Annotated in this window: 20 protein-coding genes and 6 tRNA genes; 12 read left to right on the top strand and 14 right to left on the bottom strand. The window is 53.3% G+C overall.

The genetic code is table 11. The features are described 5' to 3' along the window. Positions 1-72 precede the first annotated feature (72 nt). From cysM to WH277_RS22130, 4 genes are all read left to right on the top strand, one after another. Positions 73-951, top strand: a complete 879-nt coding sequence (gene cysM / locus WH277_RS22145) for a cysteine synthase CysM (RefSeq protein WP_133845949.1) — start codon at positions 73-75, stop codon at positions 949-951. A gap of 165 nt (positions 952-1,116) precedes the next feature. Further along, positions 1,117-1,797 (top strand): response regulator transcription factor, encoded by a 681-nt coding sequence (locus tag WH277_RS22140; protein WP_133845950.1) that lies wholly within the window; start codon positions 1,117-1,119, stop codon positions 1,795-1,797. Further along, positions 1,794-3,146, top strand: a complete 1,353-nt coding sequence (locus tag WH277_RS22135; RefSeq protein ID WP_339506937.1) for an ATP-binding protein — start codon at positions 1,794-1,796, stop codon at positions 3,144-3,146. Before WH277_RS22140 ends, WH277_RS22135 begins: the two co-directional genes overlap by 4 nt. A gap of 43 nt (positions 3,147-3,189) precedes the next feature. Beyond that, the gene (locus WH277_RS22130; RefSeq protein ID WP_339506934.1) at positions 3,190-3,885 is read left to right on the top strand and encodes a GntR family transcriptional regulator; all 696 of its coding nucleotides are present in this window, start codon (positions 3,190-3,192) and stop codon (positions 3,883-3,885) included. Positions 3,886-3,944: 59 nt separating this feature from the next. Here WH277_RS22130 and crr read toward each other — a convergent pair whose 3' ends face one another. The 3 genes from crr to ptsH all read right to left on the bottom strand — a co-directional run bounded on the left by crr (position 3,945) and on the right by ptsH (position 6,693). Continuing rightward, complete coding sequence (crr, locus tag WH277_RS22125) at positions 3,945-4,448, bottom strand: PTS glucose transporter subunit IIA (protein ID WP_133845953.1); 504 nt, start codon at positions 4,446-4,448, stop codon at positions 3,945-3,947. Positions 4,449-4,491: 43 nt separating this feature from the next. After that, a complete protein-coding gene (gene ptsI / locus WH277_RS22120) occupies positions 4,492-6,219 on the bottom strand; it encodes a phosphoenolpyruvate-protein phosphotransferase PtsI (RefSeq protein ID WP_133845954.1) in 1,728 nt (575 codons plus the stop codon). Between the two features lie 216 nt (positions 6,220-6,435). Further along, complete coding sequence (ptsH, locus tag WH277_RS22115; RefSeq protein ID WP_034916267.1) at positions 6,436-6,693, bottom strand: phosphocarrier protein Hpr; 258 nt, start codon at positions 6,691-6,693, stop codon at positions 6,436-6,438. Between the two features lie 137 nt (positions 6,694-6,830). On the opposite strand from ptsH, the gene WH277_RS22110 reads away from it, so the two are divergent. Next, complete coding sequence (locus WH277_RS22110; RefSeq protein ID WP_159336158.1) at positions 6,831-7,112, top strand: hypothetical protein; 282 nt, start codon at positions 6,831-6,833, stop codon at positions 7,110-7,112. On the opposite strand, the gene cysK is transcribed toward WH277_RS22110, so the two are convergent. Beyond that, the gene (cysK, locus tag WH277_RS22105; RefSeq protein ID WP_133845955.1) at positions 7,087-8,058 is read right to left on the bottom strand and encodes a cysteine synthase A; all 972 of its coding nucleotides are present in this window, start codon (positions 8,056-8,058) and stop codon (positions 7,087-7,089) included. The genes WH277_RS22110 and cysK overlap by 26 nt on opposite strands. Positions 8,059-8,252: 194 nt before the next feature. After that, on the bottom strand, positions 8,253-9,014 hold the full coding sequence (gene cysZ, locus WH277_RS22100; protein WP_133845956.1) for a sulfate transporter CysZ: 762 nt from the start codon (positions 9,012-9,014) through the stop codon (positions 8,253-8,255). A gap of 220 nt (positions 9,015-9,234) precedes the next feature. On the opposite strand from cysZ, the gene zipA reads away from it, so the two are divergent. The 3 genes from zipA (at position 9,235) to WH277_RS22085 (ending at position 12,489) form a co-directional block, all read left to right on the top strand. Then, a complete protein-coding gene (zipA, locus tag WH277_RS22095; protein ID WP_133845957.1) occupies positions 9,235-10,176 on the top strand; it encodes a cell division protein ZipA in 942 nt (313 codons plus the stop codon). Positions 10,177-10,247: 71 nt separating this feature from the next. Continuing rightward, a complete protein-coding gene (ligA, locus tag WH277_RS22090; RefSeq protein ID WP_133845958.1) occupies positions 10,248-12,260 on the top strand; it encodes an NAD-dependent DNA ligase LigA in 2,013 nt (670 codons plus the stop codon). A 1-nt stretch (position 12,261) separates the two neighbouring features. Next, complete coding sequence (locus tag WH277_RS22085; RefSeq protein ID WP_133845959.1) at positions 12,262-12,489, top strand: DUF3820 family protein; 228 nt, start codon at positions 12,262-12,264, stop codon at positions 12,487-12,489. A 6-nt stretch (positions 12,490-12,495) separates the two neighbouring features. On the opposite strand, the gene WH277_RS22080 is transcribed toward WH277_RS22085, so the two are convergent. Then, positions 12,496-13,518, bottom strand: coding sequence for a bile acid:sodium symporter family protein (locus tag WH277_RS22080; RefSeq protein ID WP_133845960.1), 1,023 nt, complete (start codon positions 13,516-13,518; stop codon positions 12,496-12,498). A gap of 94 nt (positions 13,519-13,612) precedes the next feature. Here WH277_RS22080 and WH277_RS22075 point away from each other — a divergent pair, with 94 nt between their 5' ends. Continuing rightward, positions 13,613-14,533, top strand: a complete 921-nt coding sequence (locus tag WH277_RS22075) for a LysR family transcriptional regulator (protein ID WP_339506931.1) — start codon at positions 13,613-13,615, stop codon at positions 14,531-14,533. Here the strand turns inward: WH277_RS22075 and WH277_RS22070 are convergent. The 5 genes from WH277_RS22070 to WH277_RS22050 form a co-directional block, all read right to left on the bottom strand. Continuing rightward, positions 14,530-14,874, bottom strand: a complete 345-nt coding sequence (locus tag WH277_RS22070; protein ID WP_133845962.1) for a FlxA-like family protein — start codon at positions 14,872-14,874, stop codon at positions 14,530-14,532. The genes WH277_RS22075 and WH277_RS22070 overlap by 4 nt on opposite strands. A gap of 336 nt (positions 14,875-15,210) precedes the next feature. Further along, a tRNA-Lys gene (locus tag WH277_RS22065) sits at positions 15,211-15,286 on the bottom strand. 4 nt (positions 15,287-15,290) lie between these two features. Next, positions 15,291-15,366 (bottom strand) — tRNA-Val (locus tag WH277_RS22060). A 35-nt stretch (positions 15,367-15,401) separates the two neighbouring features. Next, positions 15,402-15,477, bottom strand: a tRNA-Val gene (locus WH277_RS22055). A 54-nt stretch (positions 15,478-15,531) separates the two neighbouring features. Further along, a tRNA-Val gene (locus WH277_RS22050) sits at positions 15,532-15,607 on the bottom strand. Between the two features lie 258 nt (positions 15,608-15,865). Here WH277_RS22050 and gltX point away from each other — a divergent pair. Then, entirely contained in the window at positions 15,866-17,275 is a 1,410-nt protein-coding gene (gene gltX, locus WH277_RS22045) for a glutamate--tRNA ligase (protein ID WP_133841217.1), read from the top strand. A gap of 43 nt (positions 17,276-17,318) precedes the next feature. Here gltX and WH277_RS22040 read toward each other — a convergent pair whose 3' ends face one another. Then, on the bottom strand, positions 17,319-17,669 hold the full coding sequence (locus WH277_RS22040) for a YfeC-like transcriptional regulator (RefSeq protein ID WP_133841218.1): 351 nt from the start codon (positions 17,667-17,669) through the stop codon (positions 17,319-17,321). 154 nt (positions 17,670-17,823) lie between these two features. Next, on the bottom strand, positions 17,824-18,612 hold the full coding sequence (locus WH277_RS22035; protein ID WP_133841219.1) for a formate/nitrite transporter family protein: 789 nt from the start codon (positions 18,610-18,612) through the stop codon (positions 17,824-17,826). 350 nt (positions 18,613-18,962) lie between these two features. On the opposite strand from WH277_RS22035, the gene WH277_RS22030 reads away from it, so the two are divergent. Continuing rightward, positions 18,963-19,038: transfer RNA gene (locus WH277_RS22030), tRNA-Ala, on the top strand. A 50-nt stretch (positions 19,039-19,088) separates the two neighbouring features. Next, positions 19,089-19,164: transfer RNA gene (locus WH277_RS22025), tRNA-Ala, on the top strand. 219 nt (positions 19,165-19,383) lie between these two features. Here the strand turns inward: WH277_RS22025 and WH277_RS22020 are convergent. Next, positions 19,384-20,568: a NupC/NupG family nucleoside CNT transporter gene (locus tag WH277_RS22020; protein ID WP_133841220.1), complete on the bottom strand. Its 1,185-nt coding sequence runs from the start codon at positions 20,566-20,568 to the stop codon at positions 19,384-19,386. Between the last annotated feature and the right edge of the window lie 46 nt (positions 20,569-20,614).

Raw genomic sequence — 20,614 nt, 5'->3', positions numbered from 1 at the left:
CTGATGTCATTTTAAAGTACAGAGGGTCGGTTTTTCCGGCCCTTTGCCATTTCATGCGGGAACTCACAGACCTTGACCACACTCGAAAATACCATCGGTAATACGCCGCTGATTCAACTGCAGCGCCTGACGCCCATGAACGGCAGTGAAATCTGGCTCAAGCTGGAGGGGAATAATCCCGCCGGTTCGGTAAAAGATCGCGCCGCATTCTCGATGATTCACCACGCGGAGCTGCGCGGTGAAATTCACCCCGGTGATGTGCTGATTGAAGCCACCAGTGGCAATACCGGGATTGCGCTGGCGATGATCGCCGCGATGAAAGGTTACCGTTTAAAACTGCTGATGCCGGACAATATGAGCGTTGAACGCCAGGCGGCAATGCGTGCTTACGGGGCGGAATTAATTCTGGTGAGCCGCGAACAGGGGATGGAAGGCGCGCGTGATCTGGCGGATGCCATGGCGGCACGCGGTGAAGGCAAGGTGCTGGACCAGTTTAACAATCCGGATAACCCCCTCGGGCATTATCTCACCACCGGGCCGGAGATCTGGCAGCAGACGGCGGGGCGCTTAACTCACTTTGTGTCCAGCATGGGCACCACCGGCACCATTACCGGCGTGGGGCGTTATCTGAAAGAGCAGAGCCAGAGCGTACAGATCGTCGGCCTGCAACCTTCGGAAGGCAGCAGCATTCCGGGCATTCGCCGCTGGCCTGCCGCGTATCTGCCGGGAATTTTCCGTCCGGAGCTGGTGGATCAGGTTCTGGATATGTCGCAGCAGGAAGCCGAAGAGACGATGCGCCTGCTGGCAAAGCGTGAAGGGATATTCTGTGGTGTCAGTTCCGGCGGAGCCGTTGCCGGTGCAATACGTCTTGCCCACGTCCATCCTGGTAGCGTGATTGTGGCGATCGTCTGCGATCGCGGCGATCGCTATCTCTCCACCGGCGTTTACTGACCTGCCATTATTTCTTCGCAGCGGCCGAACCTTCTGCCGCTGCGCGCATCAAATCCTTCCTGACACTTCCCCCACCTTTGATTAGACTGTAAGGATTGGGTAAAAGCGGCTGCGAAGCCGTCGATAACAGGCGAAAATAGCGGCTGTATCATTGAGAGATCCCGTATGAAAATTTTACTGGTTGATGACGACCTTGAACTGGGCACCATGCTCAGTCAGTACCTGATTGCCGAAGGCTTTGATGCTTCACTGGTGTTAACGGGGAAAGCAGGTGTGGAAGGCGCGCTCTCCGGCGACTACAGCGCCATGATCCTCGATATTATGCTGCCTGATATGAGCGGTATCGATGTGCTGCGCCAGGTGCGTCAGAATGGCCGCCTGCCGGTGATTATGCTGACTGCCAAGGGCGACAACATCGACCGGGTGATTGGCCTGGAGATGGGTGCGGATGACTATATGCCGAAACCGTGCTACCCGCGTGAGCTGGTGGCGCGTCTGCGTGCGGTGCTGCGTCGCGTAGAAGAGCAGCCCGTGGTGCTGGAAAACAAAGAGGTGATTGGCTGGGGTGAGTTGACGCTTAACCCGGCAACGCGTATCAGCGAGTGGCAGAAAAAGCCGTTCGACCTGACCGCCTCAGAGTTCAACCTGTTGGATCTCCTGCTGCGCTCCCCCGATCGCGTGGTCTCAAAGGACGAGCTGTCGGAAAAAGGGCTGGGACGTCCGCGTGAAGCCTATGACCGCAGCGTGGATGTGCATATCAGCAATATCCGTCAGAAGCTGGCGGCACTGACGCAAGACACCATCAACATCGAGACGGTGCGCAGCATCGGTTACCGTATCCGATGAAATCCGGGTTCCGTGGTTTTCTGTTCTGGAAAATCCTGCTGGGCTTCTGGCTGACCTATATTGCGATTACCCAGCTGCTGTGGCTGGGTTTTAGTCTGTATGGCAAACATCATGAACCCCCGGAAAACATGGCCACTAAGCGTATCGTCAATTTGCAGATGACCTCTGCGGTGTCGGTGCTGCAACGCGGCGGGCTGGAAGCGTTGAACGACATGATGGTTGACTGGCCGCCCAACGATCGGCGTTTTTTCTCCGTGCGGCTGATGGATAAACCGCCACAGCAGGTGATACCGCGTGATGAGTTAAACCGCGATCTTGCCCCTGGCGAATTCCCGAAAGAGGTGACGGAATGGGTCACCGGGGCTGACGGCCGCCAGTATCAGCTAAGGTATGATGTGGCAGGCCTGCGTGCTGACAGTACGATGGGCAGACGTCCGCACAGTATTCTCAATATGCCGGAGCCGCTATTTATTGTCGGCGGCATCTGCGGGTTGCTGTTCAGCCTGTTCCTGGCATGGAATCTGACGCGCCCGATGCGCCAGCTGCGTGCGGGATTTGGCCGCGTCTCGAAAGGCGATCTTTCGGTCCGTCTGTTCCCACAGATGCGCCGTCGCCACGATGAGTTTTCGGTTGTGGCACAGGACTTCGATGCGATGGTTGAGCGCCTGTCGGTGCTGGTCAAAGCGCGTGAAGAGCTGCTGCACGATGTCTCTCACGAACTGCGTTCGCCACTGGCACGCTTGCAGCTGGCAACCGGGCTGGCAAGGCAGACGCCGGAAAGTGTTAATGCTTCGCTCGATCGTATTGATGAAGAGGCGCGTCGTCTGGATAAAATGATTGGTGAACTGCTGACGTTGTCGCGTGCAGAACATCAGAGCCTGCCCGATGAGCAGTATTTTGATTTACTGGGGTTACTGAACGCCGTCACCAACGATGCGCGCTATGAAGCGCAGATCCCCGGCGTCGAGATTCTGTTGAATGCGGATGAGCAGCAGGATTATACGGTCAAAGGGGATGCGAACCTGATCCGCTCGGCCGTCGAAAATGTGGTGCGCAACGCGCTGCGTTTTTCCCTGCACGGCCAGCAGGTGATCATTAGCCTGCACAAGGAACATGACTGGCTGGTGATTAGCGTCCGCGATCATGGACCCGGTGTGGAGGCTGACAAGCTTTCGAGTATTTTTGACCCCTTTGTACGTGTCAATTCACCCTTATCAGGTAAAGGCTATGGGCTTGGGCTGTCAATTGTGCGTAAAGTGGTGACTGCCCATCAAGGGGAAGTTAGTGCGGTGAACGCCCGTGATGGCGGACTGGAACTCACTATTCGTTTGCCGCATTGGGTGGTTTAGCCACGGCTATCAGCACCATTTTTTTATTTCGTTGAGGTAAGACATGAGCGGTGTGGCCAGCGCCAGACAGCAGGAAGTACAGCGCATCGTCGATTCTCTGTCGATGGCTATCGCACAGCATCGATTAAAGCCCGGTATGCGGCTGGTAGAAGCACAAATCGTTGACGTGCTGTCAGCCAATCGCAATCACGTGCAGGCGGCCTTACAGAGGCTGGCGTTGCAGCATATCGTCACGATTGCCCCGAATCGCGGAGCGAAGGTCGCACAGCCCGAAGCTCGTGAGGCGCGGGAAGTGTTTATCGCCCGCCGGGCGATTGAACATGCCGTACTGGCCGGGATCAGCATCGGGAAAATGGCACTGCATTATGATGAGATAGAAGCTCATTTACAGGCGGGGGAAGAGGCTGCTGCCCGTGAAGACCGCCGCGATATTATCCGTGAGCTGAGCCAGTTTCATTTGCTGCTGGCGAAAATCAGTGATAATCAGGTATTGAGTGAGATGCTCTCTACTCTGATGGTGCGTAGCTCGCTGATTGTCGCGTTATATCAGCGTAATGACACACCGGATTGCCAGTGCCGGGAACACCGCGGGGTGATTACTGCTCTGCGGGCAGGGGAGGTGGAGCGAGCGCAGACCATTATGGATGAACATCTTCACCATATTGAGCAGCAACTGGAGCTGGACGATGTTCCCGTACCGGCCCCCAACCTGCGAGATGCGTTGCTGACCAGTTGGTAATTTCCTCATAAAAAAAGCCCCCGGACCGAAATCAGGGGGCTTATCGACGATGACCGCTGTTACTTCCTGATGCGGATAACCGGGGTTTCACCCACGACAACGTTACCCGTCAGCTTAACCAGCTCTTTGATCTCATCCATATTCGAGATCACCACTGGGGTCAGCGTTGACTTTGCTTTTTCTTCCAGCAGCGCCAGATCAAACTCGATCACCACGTCGCCTTTTTTAACTTTCTGACCTTCTTCAGCGATGCGTTTGAAGCCTTCGCCTTTCAGTTCAACCGTATCAATCCCGAAGTGGACAAACAGCTCGATGCCGTTGTCTGATTCGATGGAAAAAGCATGATTGGTTTCGAAGATTTTACCGATGGTGCCATCGACCGGCGCAACCATTTTATTGCCAGTAGGTTTGATAGCGATACCGTCGCCAACAATCTTCTCCGCAAACACCACGTCTGGAACGTCTTCGATATTGACGATTTCACCCGACAGAGGTGCTACGATCTCGATGGCACCTGATGCGGAATCAGACTTATCGCCAAAAAGTTTTGAAAACAAACCCATGTTCTTCTCCTAAGCAGTAATATTGGGCCAGCGTGTCCAGGTCTCAGCAGAGTGTTTTTTCTTCAATGAACTTGTTGACCAGGTTCATCAACTCGTCCGCTGTAGGTTGAGCCAGAGCCTGCTCTGCCAATGCCTTCGCATCTTCAAAATTCGTATTACGAATAATTTTCTTAATGCGTGGAATAGAAATGGCACTCATGCTGAATTCGTCCAGCCCCATTCCCAATAACAGTAGTGTAGCACGTTCGTCGCCTGCCAGCTCACCACACATGCCAGTCCATTTACCTTCGGCATGAGAAGCATCAATAACCTGCTTAATCAGCGTCAGAACAGAAGGAGACATTGGGTTGTAGAGATGGGAGATCAGGTCGTTACCACGATCCACTGCCAGAGTATACTGCGTCAGGTCGTTTGTCCCAATACTGAAGAAATCGACTTCTTTTGCCAGATGATGAGCAATGACGGCTGAAGCAGGTGTTTCCACCATAATACCCACTTCAATACTTTCGTCGAAGGCTTTGCCTTCTTCGCGCAGCTGAGCTTTCAGGGTTTCCAGTTCAGCTTTCAGGAAGCGAACTTCCTCAACGGCGATGATCATGGGGAACATGATACGCAGTTTGCCAAACGCAGAGGCACGCAGGATAGCGCGCAGCTGAGCATGCAGAATTTCAGGACGGTCCATCGCGATGCGAATCGCACGCCAGCCGAGGAAGGGATTGTCTTCTTTCGGCAGGTTCATGTACGGCAGGTCTTTATCACCACCGATGTCCATGGTACGTACAATCACAGCCTGAGCACCGACGGCTTCAGCAACGGCTTTATACGCCTGGAACTGTTCGTCTTCCGTTGGCAGTGATTCACGGTCCATAAACAGGAATTCGGTGCGGTACAGGCCAACACCTTCTGCGCCATTACGTTCAGCACCCGCGACATCACGCACAGTACCGATGTTAGCGCACACTTCTACCTGATGGCCATCAAGCGTAATTGCCGGCAGATCTTTCAGTTTCGCCAGCTCAGTTTTCTCGCTGAGATACTGATGTGCTACGGCTTTCAGCTCTTCGATTTTTTCAGATGTCGGGTTAACGTACACCTGATTGTTGACGCCATCGAGGATCAGGAAATCGTCATTTTTAACCTGGCTGGTCACATTACCGGTGCCGACGATAGCGGGAAGTTCCAGAGAACGCGCCATGATCGAGGTGTGTGACGTGCGGCCACCGATATCGGTGATAAAGCCCAGCACTTTGTTCAGGTTGAGCTGTGCGGTTTCTGACGGAGTCAGATCTTTCGCGATCAGCAGCACTTCTTCATTGATGGCGCTAAGGTCAACGATATGCAAGCCAAGAATGTTTTGCAGCAGGCGTTTACCGATGTCACGAACGTCGGCAGCACGCTCTTTCAGATACTCGTCATCGAGCTCTTCCAGCGCTTTCGCCTGGCCTTCAATCACAGAAAAGGCAGCAGCATCCGCAGTGGCGTGCTCGTCTTTAATCAGGGCGATGATTTCTTGCTCAAGTTCTTCATCTTCGAGCAGCATGATGTGCCCTTCGAAGATCGCTTCTTTCTCTTCACCGAAGGTTTCCCCGGCTTTGATTTTGATCGCTTCCAGCTGCACGGCAGCTTTTTTACGACCATCAAGAAAACGTTGAATTTCCTGGTCGACCTGGTCGGCAGAAATCTTTTTCCGGTTGATGATAATCTCATCTTCTTTCAGCAGAAGCGCCTTGCCGAAAGCGATACCCGGTGATGCTAAAATGCCTGAAATCATAACCCTACCTTTTCTTTCTCTGATAATCATCTGAGGCGGAGAACCGCGGATGACTGCACATCGGTTAATCCACTCAGCGAGCCAGATGGAGTACACAATCCGTTTCGTCAGTTTTGGGTAACTTTACGGAAACAATATCGCGAACGTACTGTTCGCGATCAATATTGCATAACTCTGTCTGGAAACACTTCGCTATCGAAGCTGAAAGCGAACGGATTACTCCAGTTCTGCCATCAGTTTAACCAGGTGCTCAACGGCTTTCTGCTCATCTTCGCCTTCAGCTGACAGGGTAACCACGGTGCCCTGAGTCAGACCCAGAGTCTGTAACTTGAACAGGCTTTTCGCGCTGGCAGATTTACCGTTAGAGGTCACGGTGATTTCTGAAGCGAAAGCTTTAGCTTCTTTAACGAACTGAGCTGCTGGACGAGTGTGCAGGCCGTTTGGTGCGGTGATGGTAACTTCTTGCTGGAACATTATGTTTCCCCAACTTAATTTGGTTTGGTGTTGTTGATCTAAAGTCTAGCCTGGTGGCTGAACTTTAGCCTGTAGTGAGTCGCGCTGGCATGGTACAAAGACTGGCCAAAAAATGCGCTGGTAAGGTGGAGTGAAGAGTGAGAAAGAACGTGGTTTTTCCCAGTACTTATCCATTTACCATTATGCCGCTATTTCGCTTTGTGCGCCAAACCAGTAAATCGATTCAGCTTGATCCAGTTCACGCGGCGATTAATTTTACGGATCGAAATAATTGGCAGCTTAAATACCAGACACTGGTGGGTAAAATCAATCTACAGGGTGGTAAAAGTTTGACGCACTCCACAAAAAAGCACCCGATCGGGTGCTTTTTCAGACAATATCGCCTTTCTGGCACTACTGTTGCAGTTCTTTCTCAGTAAAGAGATCGGCAAACAGCGCAGTTGACAGGTAGCGTTCGCCAGAAGAGGGCAGAATCACCACGATATTTTTGTTGGCGAAAGCTTCATCTTCCTGCAGTTTCAGCGCAGCAGCAACGGCCGCACCGGAAGAGATACCCGCCAGAATGCCTTCCTCTTCCATCAGGAGGCGTGCCGTCGAAATAGCTTCCTCGTTGGAGATGGATACCACGCGGTCAACTAGATTCAGATCGAGGTTACCCGGAATGAAACCGGCACCGATACCCTGAATTTTGTGGGGACCTGGTTTAATCTCTTCACCTGCGATGGCCTGAGCAATGACCGGCGAGTCCACAGGCTCAACGGCGACGGTAATCAGCTCTTTTTTACCTTTGGTGTTTTTAATGTAGCGGCTGACGCCAGTCAGCGTACCGCCGGTGCCGACGCCGGCAATAAACACGTCAACTTCGCCATCGGTGTCTTCCCAGATTTCCGGGCCGGTGGTCTTTTCATGAATTTCAGGGTTAGCCGGGTTGCTGAACTGCTGTAACAGAACAAATTTGTCCGGATCGGCCGCGACAATCTCTTCCGCTTTGCTGATGGCACCTTTCATGCCTTTCGCGCCTTCGGTCAGCACCAGATTCGCACCCAGCGCTTTCAGCAGTTTACGGCGCTCAACGCTCATGGTTTCCGGCATGGTCAGCGTCAGTTTGTAACCGCGTGCAGCGGCAACATACGCCAGGGCAATACCGGTATTACCACTGGTCGGCTCAACCAATTCAATGCCTGGCTTCAGAATTCCGCGTTTTTCTGCGTCCCAAATCATATTGGCACCGATACGGCATTTGACACTGAAGCTAGGGTTACGCGACTCTACTTTTGCCAGAATGCGTCCATTACCGATGCGGTTCAGTCGAACCAGCGGCGTATGACCGATTGTTAACGAGTTGTCTTCATAGATCTTACTCATAGCCCGTCCTTAACTGTATGAAATATTGGGAACGCTTAGAGCATACCTTGTTCATTTAGCCAGTGAAGTGATGAAATCGAATATAGATATGTTCTGCAGAAATAAGCCCTACAGAAATGGCATAAGCAGCCTGTTTTGCTTAAACCTCCCCGGTGGGCAAGGCCGACCACGCCTGTCAGTCGGCCCGTGATGATCTATCGGTTCAGCGCCAGATGCGGACGATATTTATCCACCCACATGGCGGTGGCCCCACAGACCGCTACCGGCATAATCACCAGATTCAGTAGTGGGATCATGGTGAATAAACTCACCAGTGCCCCGAACTGCATATTCTCCGTTTTATTCTGCCGCAGCGCGGAACGCATCTGGCGGAAGCTCACTTTGTGATTATCGAAGGGAAAATCGCAGTACTGAATAGACAGCATCCACGCGCTGAACAGGAACCACAATACCGGGGCGGCGGTCTGACCGAATACCGGCACAAAATAAAGCAAAAACAGCACCAGGGCGCGGGGCAGGTAATAAGCCAGTTTTTGCCATTCGCGCTTCATGATACGCGGCAGGTCTTTCACCAGTCCGCTCCAGCCATTATCGGGCAACGGCTTGCCGGTCAGACGGCCTTCCAATTGTTCGGCAAGCAGGCCGCAGAAAGGCGCGGCAATCCAATTGGCAATGGTGGAGAAAAAGTAACTAAAGACTAAAATAATCGACAGGACCATGAGCGGCCAGAGCAAATAGCTTAACCACTGCAACCAACTGGGGATCATCGCCATCAATTCTGGGATCCAGTGGCCGAGACGGCCAAACAACCAGACGAAAGCGCCCCCCATTAACAGGATGTTGACCAGCAGTGGAAGAATGACGAAACGACGGATACCCGGGAGAAGGATCAGCTTCCATCCCTGGGCAAAATAGTGGACGCCACTGTGTGTCGGATCAGAATTGTGAGGTGACATGTACTGCTTTTCTCCTTTGAATGGGCAGGCGAAGGTTATCATAACTCAGCTTTTTTCCCTTTACAGAGGGACTTTGAGCGAAAAATCAGCAAAAAAGCGGCCTCAGACTGGGATATTTGTCAGAAAATACTGCACAGACTTGCACTTGTGTACCTGGGCAAATACAGTTAGAGGATAAAGTTTGCCGCGGTGGCAAGGTATTGGAACAACAGAGAATACAATGATGCAGGATTTGCGTCTGATATTAATCGTTGTTGGCGCGATCGCCATAATAGCGCTTCTCCTTCACGGCCTGTGGACCAGCCGTAAAGAGCGCTCATCCGTTTTTCGTGATCGCCCACACAAACGTTTAAAGCAGGATAGAGAAGAAGCGTTCGAGGACGAAGATGAGAGCGTGGGCGAAGTGCGTGTACAACGCAGCCAGCCTGAGCCATCGGAGCCTTCCCTGAGTGGCTTTAATGCCGGGGATGAGCCGCCGCGTCAACCCAAACCTCGCCCGCAGCCTGAACCGGTTCGTCATCAGCCGGTGGTGGATGAACAACCTGAATCCGATCCGCTGTTCGGTGGTGCGCTGCAGCATGCCCCTGAACCCGAACGGGAAGTCGCTGAACCTCTGCGTCAGCCTGAGCCGATCCGTCAGGTCGCGCCTGCTGTTCCAGTGCAACCTCAGCCTGAACCCGAGGCCGTGCCGCCATCAGCCGCAGAGATTGCCGAAGCGAAGCGCGAAGAAGCACGTCGGAAAGAGACGGTGCTGGTGCTGCATGTTTCTGCCCACGCGGGTGGCAGCATCAACGGTGAAGCCCTGTTACAGGGTGTGCTGCAAGCCGGTTTCCAGTTTGGTGAAATGAATATCTTCCATCGTCATCTGAACCCGGCGGGCAGCGGCCCGGTCCTGTTCAGTCTGGCGAATATGGTAAAACCGGGGTCGTTTAATCCAGACAACATGTCTGATTTCACCACGCCGGGCGTGTCGATCTTTATGATGGTGCCGTCCTACGGCGATGCGCATCAGAACTTTAAGCTGATGCTGCAATCTGCCCAGCGTATCGCCGACGATGTCGGTGGTGTTGTACTGGATGATGAACGCCGCATGATGACACCGCAAAAGCTGGAAACGTATAAAGCACGCATTCGCGATGTGATTGACGCTAACAGCAACTAATTTTATCTTTATCCGCAATCTCTTCCTGAACCCCCGGTCTCCGGGGGTTTTTTATCTCTGATGGTGCCGCTATGGAATCCGTACAAAACAAAATCAACCATTTGCGAACCCTGCTTCGCCACCATGAACATCAGTATCACGTACTGGATGCACCGGAAGTGCCGGATGCGGAGTACGATCGCCTGATGGGTGAACTGCGTGAGCTGGAAACGGCTCATCCGGAGCTGATAACCGCTGATTCACCCACCCAGCGCGTTGGCGCTGCACCGCTGGCGGCTTTTGATCAGGTGCGCCACGAAGTGCCGATGTTGTCGCTGGATAATGCTTTCGATGAAGAGAGCTACCTGGCATTCGATAAGCGTGTGAAAGATCGTCTGAAAAACAGCGATGACATCACCTTCTGCTGTGAGCTGAAACTGGATGGGCTGGCGGTCAGCCTGCTGTATGAAAACGGTGAGCTGGTGCGTGCAGCAACGCGTGGCGACGGCACCACGGGTGAAAATATCACGGCTAACGTGCGCACCATTCGCGCCATCCCGTTGCGTCTCAGCGGTGACAATATTCCGGCGCGCATGGAAGTGCGCGGTGAAGTGTTTATGCCGCTGGCCGGTTTTGAAAAAATGAACGACGAAGCGCGCCGTACCGGGAGTAAGGTCTTTGCTAACCCGCGTAACGCTGCTGCGGGCTCTTTGCGTCAGCTTGACCCGCGTATTACCGCCAAACGCCCGCTGACGTTCTTCTGTTACGGCCTCGGGCTGCTGGAAGGGGGCGAGATGCCGCGCAGCCATTGGGGGCGCCTGCAACAGTTTAAAGCCTGGGGTTTACCGGTCAGCGACCGCGTGCGCCTGTGCCATAACGCCGATGAAGTGCTGACCTTTTACCGTGAAGTAGAAACCGCTCGCCCAACGCTGGGTTTTGATATTGATGGCGTGGTGATCAAAGTGGATTCGCTGGATCGCCAGGAACAGCTGGGCTTTGTTGCCCGCGCACCTCGCTGGGCGATCGCCTTTAAATTCCCCGCTCAGGAGCAGATGACGGTCGTGCGTGACGTTGAGTTCCAGGTGGGGCGTACCGGGGCGATTACCCCGGTAGCCCGACTGGAGCCGGTGCTGGTGGCCGGGGTTATCGTCAGCAATGCCACGTTGCACAACGCTGACGAGATTGAACGGCTGGGGCTGAAGATCGGCGATCGCGTGGTGATCCGCCGCGCGGGTGATGTGATCCCGAAAGTGGTCAGCGTGGTCGATCACGCGGAAGATGCCCGTGACGTAGTGTTTCCTGGCCAATGTCCGGTCTGTGGTTCCGACGTTGAGCGCGTGGAGGGCGAGGTGGTTGCTCGCTGCACGGGCGGCCTGATCTGTGGCGCACAGCGCAAAGGCGCGTTAAAACACTTTGTCTCGCGTCGGGCACTGGATATCGACGGAATGGGCGAAAAGATTATCGACCAGTTGGTGGATAAAGAGTACGTCCTGAACCCGGCCGACCTGTTCGATCTGACGGCGGGTAAACTGACCGGGCTGGATCGTATGGGGCCGAAATCGGCACAGAATGTGGTAGATGCGCTGGCGAAAGCGAAGCAGACCACCTTTGCCCGCTTCCTGTATGCCCTGGGCATCAGTGAAGTCGGTGAGGCGACGGCGGCTAACCTGGCAGCGCATTTTGGTACGCTGGAGGCGCTGATGGCGGCGGATCTGGAGGCATTGATTGCCGTGCCGGATGTCGGCAAAGTGGTGGCCAGCCACGTGCGGAACTTCCTGGATGAAGAGAGTAACCGTGAAGTGATCCGCCTGCTGGTGGAGAAAGCCGGTATAAGCTGGCCTGACGTTGTGGTCGTGAAAGCGGAAGAGATCGATAGCCCGTTTGCCGGGAAAACCGTGGTACTGACCGGTTCACTGACCGTTCTGTCGCGTGATGAAGCCAAAGACCGCCTGGCGGCGCTCGGTGCGAAAGTGAGTGGCAGCGTGTCGAAGAAAACGGATCTGGTGATCGCCGGAGAGGCCGCAGGCTCCAAGCTGGCTAAAGCGCAGGAACTGGGTATTCCGGTGATCGACGAAGCGGAAATGATACGTTTACTGGGTGAATGACATGGAAAAACAGCACCTGATTGAGATCGCCAATACCGAAATGCCGTTTGGCAAATACAAAGGCCGGGCGTTGATTGACCTGCCGGAAGAGTATTTGCTGTGGTTTGCCCGCAAAGATGAGTTTCCTCAGGGCCACCTAGGGGAGCTGATGCAGATCACGCTGGCCATCAAAATAGAAGGGCTGGAAGGTCTGGTGAAACCGCTAAAACGGGGCCACCAGGCCCCGTAATCTCACTTATTTCTGCGACTCCATCACCGCGGGTTTCGAACGGCTCGCCTTATGCTGCGCAGCCAGTTTTTCGCCTGCTTTTTTGTAGCGCTGGGCCAGCATTGAACACACCATTAACTGCACCTGATGGAAGATCATCAGCGGCAGCACGATAATCCCTACGGCGGCCGACGGGAACAGAATATTGGCCATTGGTACGCCGTTTGCCAGGCTCTTTTTCGACCCGCAGAACAGAATGGTAATCTCATCCGCACGGTTAAAGCCAAACAGTCGCGCGGCCGCCAGGTTAATCGCCAGCACCACGAACAACAGACCCAGGCTACCCACCACAATCCACACCAGCGTCATCACGCCGACACGGTGCCAGATGCCGTTCACTACCGCTTCACTGAAGGCCGAATAAACCACCAGCAGGATTGAGGCCTGATCGGTTTTGCCAATCAGACCACGATTTCTTTCCACCCAGTCAGCAATCCAGCGACGGGAAAGATGCCCGACAACAAACGGTACCAGCAGTTGCAGCATGATTTTACCAATCTGCTCCAGGCTGCCGCCCACGGCATCACTGTGGACATTCATCAACAGGCTGACCAGCAAGGGTGAAATAAAGACCCCAAGCAGGCTCGATGCCGAGGCGCTACACACCGCAGCGGCTACGTTACCGCCCGCCAGTGAGGTCAGGGCGATGGATGACTGCACCGTGGCAGGCAAAATAGACAGGTAAAGGAACCCGGTATAAATCTCTGTGCTGAGATTCAACGGATGCCACCAGACAAACAGCATGCCCAGTGCCGGGAACAGCACAAAGGTGCTGAACATCACCCACAGATGCAGGCGCCAGTGGCCGCCGCCCGCAATAATTTTCTCTCGCGACAGCTTGGCGCCATGCATAAAGAACAGCAGGGCGATGGCTGCCGTTGTCAGCCATTCAAAAAAATCGACAAAATGACCGCGCGCAGGCAGAAATGACGCCAGCAGCACGGTGATAATCAGTTTCAACATCAGTGGATCGATACGAAAAATACCCATTGTTAATGCCTGGTTAAAAAATCATGCGGCTATTGTGCGCTGGCAGGGTTTAGAAATAAAATTGATTTATTGAATTCATATATGAGCCGAATCGATGAATTACACATTACGCCAGCTGCGGGTGTTCGTTGCCGTTGCCCAGCAGGGGAGTTTCAGCCAGGCGGGCCAGCTGATTGGCCTTAGCCAGTCGGCGGTGAGCCACAGTATTAAAGAGCTGGAAAGTGAAATGGGTATCCGTCTGCTTGATCGCACAACGCGGGAGGTTCTGCTGACGGAAGCCGGAGAGCAGCTCGCCAGCCGCCTTGAGCGGCTGCTGGAGGAGCTGAATACCACGCTGCTGGATGTGCGCAGCTATGGGCAACAGCGCAGCGGTACGGTGCGTGTGGCGGCCAGTCAGACCATTTCTGCGCATCTGATGCCGCAGTGTCTGGCGGCGGGGCAGCTGCATTACCCGGAAATCAAAGTGATGTTGCGCGATCGCCCGCAACAATGGGTGCTGCAAAGCATCCGCAATGCGGAAGTGGATTTTGGCATTGTGGTCGGGCCGCTACAGGCGGATGACCTTGAGTGCGAAGCGATTCTGGATGAGCCGTTTCTGCTACTGTGCAGGCAGGACGATCCGCTGGCACAGCAGGAGACAATCCACTGGCATATGCTCAATCAGCGCACGCTGGTATTGCAGGACTATGCGTCTGGCAGTCGCGTGCTGATTGATGAAGCGCTGCGTGTGCAGCAGGTGCAGGCTGAGATTGCTCAGGAGATCGGCCATCCGGCCACGCTGTATCCGATGGTAGAAGCCGGGATCGGCATCAGTATTCTTCCGGCACTGGCGCTGCCATTACCACAGGGCAGGCCGCTGCTGGTGCGTCGGATTGTGCCAGAGATCAACCGCACCATTATGCTGGTCAGGCGTAAAAACCGCTCGCTGACGCCCGCCGCAGAAGCCATATGGCAGGAAGTGGGGGAGCAGGCAGAGCTGCTGACGCAACAGCGTGCTAGCGCATCGCCATTTTAGATATAGACATTCAGCTTATTATTTTCAGTCGGGCGGTTAACACCGTCAGCAATTTTGCTGCTACCGCTGTCCGCTGCTTTATTGGCTTCCTGCTTTTCGGCTGCTTTTTCTGCCTGCTGCTGCTGGATTTGCGCTAACTGTGCTTCCAGCATGGCAATCTGGTTTTCGATCATCTGCTGCTGTTCAGCTTTTTGATCGTCTGTCAGGGTGGTATCGCCGCTCAGGCTTTTCAGCTGTTCTTGCAGCTTAGTAATCTGCTTGGCGATGCTGGCAGTCTGTGAAACGGCACTGCCACTGCTGGCACCGCTGGATACGCTGGAACTGGTATTGATGGTTGTCATCTCTGTCTCCTTTGTAATTAACCAATACGGGTTATCGGACCGAAGCACTGTAGACTTGAGGCAATAAAGCGTAAAAGGAGTGATAAGAATGTGAAAGGAAAACCAGAAGAGTAAATCGCAGACAGCAAAAAGGCGCCTTTAGGGCGCCTTCTTACATTGGTGGGTCGTGCAGGATATGCCTCGCATCATATTGATGCTCGCCCTGCGGGTGATGCTGGCGCATCGGCACAAAATTGCAGTGCAATTTTGTCGAACCTGCTGCAGGTTCTCATCCTGCACGTTAAGCTTCACCGCACAGAAACGAAAAAAGCGCCTGTTAGGCGCTTTTCTCTGAATTGGTGGGTCGTGCAGGATTCGAACCTGCGACCAATTGATTAAAAGTCAACTGCTCTACCAACTGAGCTAACGACCCGATATGGTGGGTGATGACGGGCTCGAACCGCCGACCCCCTCCGTGTAAAGGAGATGCTCTACCAACTGAGCTAATCACCCATATCGTTACTGCTTACCGAGAATTCACCGAGATATGGTGGGTGATGACGGGCTCGAACCGCCGACCCCCTCCGTGTAAAGGAGATGCTCTACCAACTGAGCTAATCACCCATATCTCAAATCTCTGGGTACTGCTTACTACGCGGGCATCATTCATATCATTAATGGTGGGTGATGACGGGCTCGAACCGCCGACCCCCTCCGTGTAAAGGAGATGCTCTACCAACTGAGCTAATCACCCCCGCTGTGTGGAGTCGCATTATAGGGATACGCGGAAATGAGTCAACGCTTTTTCAGCGTAAAATGTGTGTTCGTCGTAAAAATAATCAGGATGTTCTCATTTCAGGCAAAAACAGTGGCTTGCTGAGCACCATGGGGGCGAATCCCTGGCTGCAAACAGGGATTCGCGTTGAGGATTCGCCCGCAGGTGATAGAATGTGGCCCACGAAAAAATTGTTCTGACTCTGGCCAAAGCCTCCGCGTAATAAGGCATTCATTAATGAAAATCAAAACCCGCTTCGCTCCCAGCCCAACTGGTTACCTGCATGTTGGCGGCGCTCGTACCGCACTTTACTCCTGGCTGTTTGCCCGCAATCACGGCGGTGAGTTTGTGCTGCGTATCGAAGATACCGACCTGGAGCGTTCAACTCAGCAGGCGATCGATGCCATTATGGATGGCATGAACTGGCTGAATCTCGACTGGGATGAAGGCCCGTACTACCAGACCAAACGTTTTGACCGCTATAACGCGGTGATTGATCAGATGCTGGAAGCAGGCAGCGCTTATAAGTGCTACTGCTCGAAAGAACGTCTGGAAGCGCTGCGTGAAAACCAGATGGCTAACAACGAGAAGCCACGTTATGACGGCCGCTGCCGCGACAGCCATGAGCATCACGCCGATGATGAACCTTGCGTGGTGCGTTTCCGCAACCCGCAGGAAGGCTCTGTGATCTTTGACGATCAGATCCGTGGTCCCATCGAGTTCAGCAACCAGGAACTCGACGATCTGATTATTCGTCGTACCGACGGTGCACCAACGTACAATTTCTGCGTCGTGATCGATGACTGGGACATGGAAATTACCCACGTTATCCGTGGTGAAGATCATATCAACAACACCCCGCGCCAGATCAACATCCTGAAAGCCATTGGTGCACAGGTGCCGGTTTACGCGCACGTTTCTATGATCCTGGGTGATGACGGCAAGAAGCTGTCTAAGCGCCACGGTGCAGTGGGTGTGATGCAGTATCGTGATGACGGCTACTTGCCGGAGGCCCTGCTTAACTATCTGGTGCGCCTGGGCTGGTCTCATGGCGATCAGGAGATCTTCACGATTGATGAGATGAAGTCGCTGTTTGACCTTGATGTGGTCAGCAAATCTGCCAGCGCCTTTAATACTGAAAAGCTGATGTGGCTGAATCATCACTATATCAACACCCTGGCACCGGAATACGTTGCGACCCATCTGCAATGGCATATCGAGCAGGAAAACATCGATACCCGCACCGGTCCGGAGCTGGCGCAACTGGTTACCCTGCTGGGCGAGCGTTGTAAGACGCTGAAAGAGATGGCCGCGTCATGTCGTTACTTCTATGAAGAATTTGACGAATTTGATGCCGATGCAGCCAAGAAACACCTGCGCCCGGTCGCGCGTCAGCCGCTGGAAGTGGTGCGTGACAAGCTGGCTGCCATTACCGACTGGACGGCTGAAAATGTCCATCATGCCATTCAGGCAACGGCCGATGAGCTGGAAATCGGTATGGGTAAAGTCGGTATGCCGTTACGTGTTGCGGTAACAGGGGCAGGGCAGTCGCCTGCGCTTGATGTGACCGTGCATGCCATTGGGCGTTCACGCAGTGTGGCACGCATTGAAAAAGCGCTGGCGTTTATCGCCACCCGCGAAGCCTGACAGACAGCATAAAAAAACCCCGGCTTATTGCCGGGGTTTTTAATCAGTCATTAATGCCCAGTCGTTGCAAAATCCCCTGAATACCCTCGCGCAGCAGCATGGCTGCCAGTTTGTCCTGTTCTTCACCGCTCAATTGCTGCAGAGAAGTGATTAACAGTGAAGGAAGCGAATTCTGATTTACACGATATTGAGCATTCGGTTCTGCTGCATGACGTGTGGATTTAAGAAAGACTTTCACGCGCTCATCAATATGAATCATGCGTGCTTTCCCACCTTGAACGCCGGGTTTCGGTGCTGTCGTCCAGTTTTCTTTCTTAACCCACTTATTGATAGTCTGTCTGCTAAAACCTGTTTGCTGTGCCAGTTCTTCCGGCGTTAACCAATCCTTTTTCACGCTCTTGTCCCTTTTGCCGAATAAAAGTCATTAGCATATTACAACAATTCATCACGCGAACAACTAACACAAATTACTAACCTTGGCAGGGCAAAGTGTAAAAAAGTGGTGCTGGATCGAGAAATATCCCCTAAAACAGCAGGGGATACTCATATTAGCGGGAAACAGAGCTTTCAGGTTGTGGGGCGCGGTAAGCGACAAAATAGGCCAGACCGACAAAAATAGCGCCACCAACCGCATTGCCAAGAAACACCGCAACAAAGTTAGGCAGGTATTCGGCCCAGCTCAGGTAGCCCGCAAAAATGGCAGCAGGAACGATAAACATATTGGCGACCACGTGCTGGAAGCCAATGGCAACGAACGCCATGATCGGGAACCACATCCCGAAGATTTTGCCCACCACATCTTTACTGGCAAACGCAATCCAGGTGGCAAGACACACCAGCCAGTTACAACCGACACCAGAAATAAAGGCGTGCAGGAAATCGGCATTCACTTTCGCGCTGGCAACGGCGACCGTTTTCTTCAGGTAATCCCCTTCCGTCATTCCCAGCATATGGCCGAAGAACCAGGCGATGGTGACGCTGCCAATAAAGTTAGCGAGGGTGACCCAGAACCAGTTACGCATGACACTCAGCGCAGAAATCTGGCGGGCAAACCACGCAACGGGCAGCAACATCATGTTGCCTGTTAGCAGCTCTCCCCCCGCCAGCACGGTCAGGATAATCCCTACCGGGAAAACCGCCGCTCCCAGCAGCGTGCCAAATGACCCCCAGCCAACGGGCAGTTGGGTGACGACATGAATATAGAGAAGAAAACCAAAGGCGATAAAAGAACCGGCGAGAAAGCCCAGGATCAATAAAGAGGAAATCGGGGTACGACTTTTGATCACGCCTGCCTGAACGACGACAGCCGAAATCTCTTTTGGAGTGTGCAAGGACATAATAGCTCTGGTGTTGTGAGTTGCTGGTAAAGTGCCAGATTTCGCCGCTCTCTGAAAATAGGTGATCATCCGTCACGGAGTAGGCCTGGCATTCAAAATCCGGCGCAGTCTTGCATGGTCAATTAACAAAAACAAGTAGCTTTTAGGCTCATTATTAACGTGTGATTAACACAATACAGGGGAGTCAGCGCGTAATGCGTTACAGGTGTGATAAAAACAGAGGGTTAGCGCTTTTCTGGGCGCTTTGACGGCTTTTTCAGCGATCGATCTCAGATTGTTATTTTGGCGTTGACACCAACCCCACTGTTTCATATTATCCCCGCCGTCAACACGACAGAGTTTTTCGGCTTGGGGGTATAGCTCAGCTGGGAGAGCGCTTGCATGGCATGCAAGAGGTCAGCGGTTCGATCCCGCTTATCTCCACCACATCTTCACCAGCAGATGGGGTGGCACCGAAAAACGCAGAGTTTAGTAGTGGGGGTATAGCTCAGCTGGGAGAGCGCTTGCATGGCATGCAAGAGGTCAGCGGTTCGATCCCGCTTATCTCCACCAAATTCTCAATAATTTCGATGATGTACCCATAATCTGCTTCGGCGGATTTTTTTTCGTTTCTATTTTCCCCTTCCGGATATTTTCTCACCGACAGAATCGTTGGTGGTCACTCTTAGGCTTTGTTTAAGCGTCTGTGAGGCGGTTGAGGCGTGGGAAGGCTTAGCGTAGACGGGAAGGCAGGGAAGGAAAGAAAGCGGGGCCAGAGGCCCCGCCAGGTGATTACAGCACCAGACCGGCAATGGATGCCGACAGCACACTCACCAGCGTTGAGCCGTACAGCAGTTTCAGACCGAAGCGGGATACCACGTTACCCTGTTCTTCATGCAGCCCTTTGATCGCCCCGGCAACGATACCGATAGACGAGAAGTTAGCAAAGGAAACCAGGAACACGGACAGGATGCCTTCCGCGCGTGGTGACAAGGTGGAGGCAATCTTCTGCAAATCCATCATCGCCACAAACTCGTTCGACACCAGTTTGGTGGCCATGATGCTACCGACCTGCAACGCTTCATTGCTCGGCACGCCCATCACCCAGGCAAACGGGAAGAACACATAGCCGAGGATACCCTGGAAGCTGATACCGAAAATGGTATCAAACAGGGCATTGATGGCAGAGATCAGGGCGATAAAGCCGATCAGCATCGCGGCAACAATCACCGCCACTTTGAAACCGGCCAAAATGTACTCGCCCAGCATTTCAAAGAAGCTCTGGCCTTCATGGGTGTTACCCAGTTTCAGGTCTTCTTCACTGTCCACGCGGTACGGGTTAATCAGCGACAACACAATAAAGGTACTGAACATGTTCAGCACCAGCGCGGCCACCACATACTTCGGCTGAAGCATGGTCATGTAGGCACCCACAATTGACATCGACACCGTGGACATCGCGGTAGCGGCCATAGTGTACATGCGGCGCTCTGACATCTTGCCGAGGATATCTTTATAGGCAATAAAGTTTTCTGACTGTCCCAAAATCAGTGAACTTACGGCGTTGAAAGATTCCAGTTTACCCATGCCGTTGACCTTCGACAGCACGGTACCGATGGCGCGGATGATGATGGGCAGGATGCGGAAATGCTGCAAAATACCGATCAGCGCAGAGATAAACACGATAGGGCAGAGGACGTTGAGCCAGAAGAAAGCCAGGCCTTTATCACTCATATTGCCAAAGACGAAGTTGGTCCCTTCCGCCGCGTACTTCAGCAATTTTTCGAACATATCAGAAAAACCTTTAACGAACCCGAGGCCCGCTTCTGAGTTCAGGAAGAACCAGGCAAGCAGAACTTCGATCACTAAAAGCTGTACCACAAAACGGATACGGATGTTTTTACGATCGCGGCTGACCAACAAGGCCAACAGGGCGACCATCGCCAGTGCCAAAGCAAAGTGCAGAATGCGGGACATATTTGCTCCAAATTAGAGGGCTGTTATATTTCGTTGCACATTCTAT

Source organism: Erwinia sp. MYb416, from assembly GCF_037479575.1.
Lineage (GTDB): Bacteria > Pseudomonadota > Gammaproteobacteria > Enterobacterales > Enterobacteriaceae > Erwinia > Erwinia rhapontici.
The sequence above is the reverse complement of the archived record's forward strand: the minus strand, read 5'-3'. Positions and strand labels throughout refer to the sequence as shown.

Coding starts and splice junctions, on each gene's coding strand:
- WH277_RS22140 (WP_133845950.1), top strand. CDS start 1,117: ATGAAAATTTTACTGGTTGATGACGACCTTGAACTGGGCACCATGCTC.
- WH277_RS22135 (WP_339506937.1), top strand. CDS start 1,794: ATGAAATCCGGGTTCCGTGGTTTTCTGTTCTGGAAAATCCTGCTGGGC.
- WH277_RS22130 (WP_339506934.1), top strand. CDS start 3,190: ATGAGCGGTGTGGCCAGCGCCAGACAGCAGGAAGTACAGCGCATCGTC.
- crr (WP_133845953.1), bottom strand. CDS start 4,448: ATGGGTTTGTTTTCAAAACTTTTTGGCGATAAGTCTGATTCCGCATCA.
- ptsI (WP_133845954.1), bottom strand. CDS start 6,219: ATGATTTCAGGCATTTTAGCATCACCGGGTATCGCTTTCGGCAAGGCG.
- ptsH (WP_034916267.1), bottom strand. CDS start 6,693: ATGTTCCAGCAAGAAGTTACCATCACCGCACCAAACGGCCTGCACACT.
- cysK (WP_133845955.1), bottom strand. CDS start 8,058: ATGAGTAAGATCTATGAAGACAACTCGTTAACAATCGGTCATACGCCG.
- cysZ (WP_133845956.1), bottom strand. CDS start 9,014: ATGTCACCTCACAATTCTGATCCGACACACAGTGGCGTCCACTATTTT.
- zipA (WP_133845957.1), top strand. CDS start 9,235: ATGATGCAGGATTTGCGTCTGATATTAATCGTTGTTGGCGCGATCGCC.
- ligA (WP_133845958.1), top strand. CDS start 10,248: ATGGAATCCGTACAAAACAAAATCAACCATTTGCGAACCCTGCTTCGC.
- WH277_RS22085 (WP_133845959.1), top strand. CDS start 12,262: ATGGAAAAACAGCACCTGATTGAGATCGCCAATACCGAAATGCCGTTT.
- WH277_RS22080 (WP_133845960.1), bottom strand. CDS start 13,518: ATGGGTATTTTTCGTATCGATCCACTGATGTTGAAACTGATTATCACC.
- WH277_RS22075 (WP_339506931.1), top strand. CDS start 13,613: ATGAATTACACATTACGCCAGCTGCGGGTGTTCGTTGCCGTTGCCCAG.
- WH277_RS22070 (WP_133845962.1), bottom strand. CDS start 14,874: ATGACAACCATCAATACCAGTTCCAGCGTATCCAGCGGTGCCAGCAGT.
- gltX (WP_133841217.1), top strand. CDS start 15,866: ATGAAAATCAAAACCCGCTTCGCTCCCAGCCCAACTGGTTACCTGCAT.
- WH277_RS22035 (WP_133841219.1), bottom strand. CDS start 18,612: ATGTCCTTGCACACTCCAAAAGAGATTTCGGCTGTCGTCGTTCAGGCA.
- WH277_RS22020 (WP_133841220.1), bottom strand. CDS start 20,568: ATGTCCCGCATTCTGCACTTTGCTTTGGCACTGGCGATGGTCGCCCTG.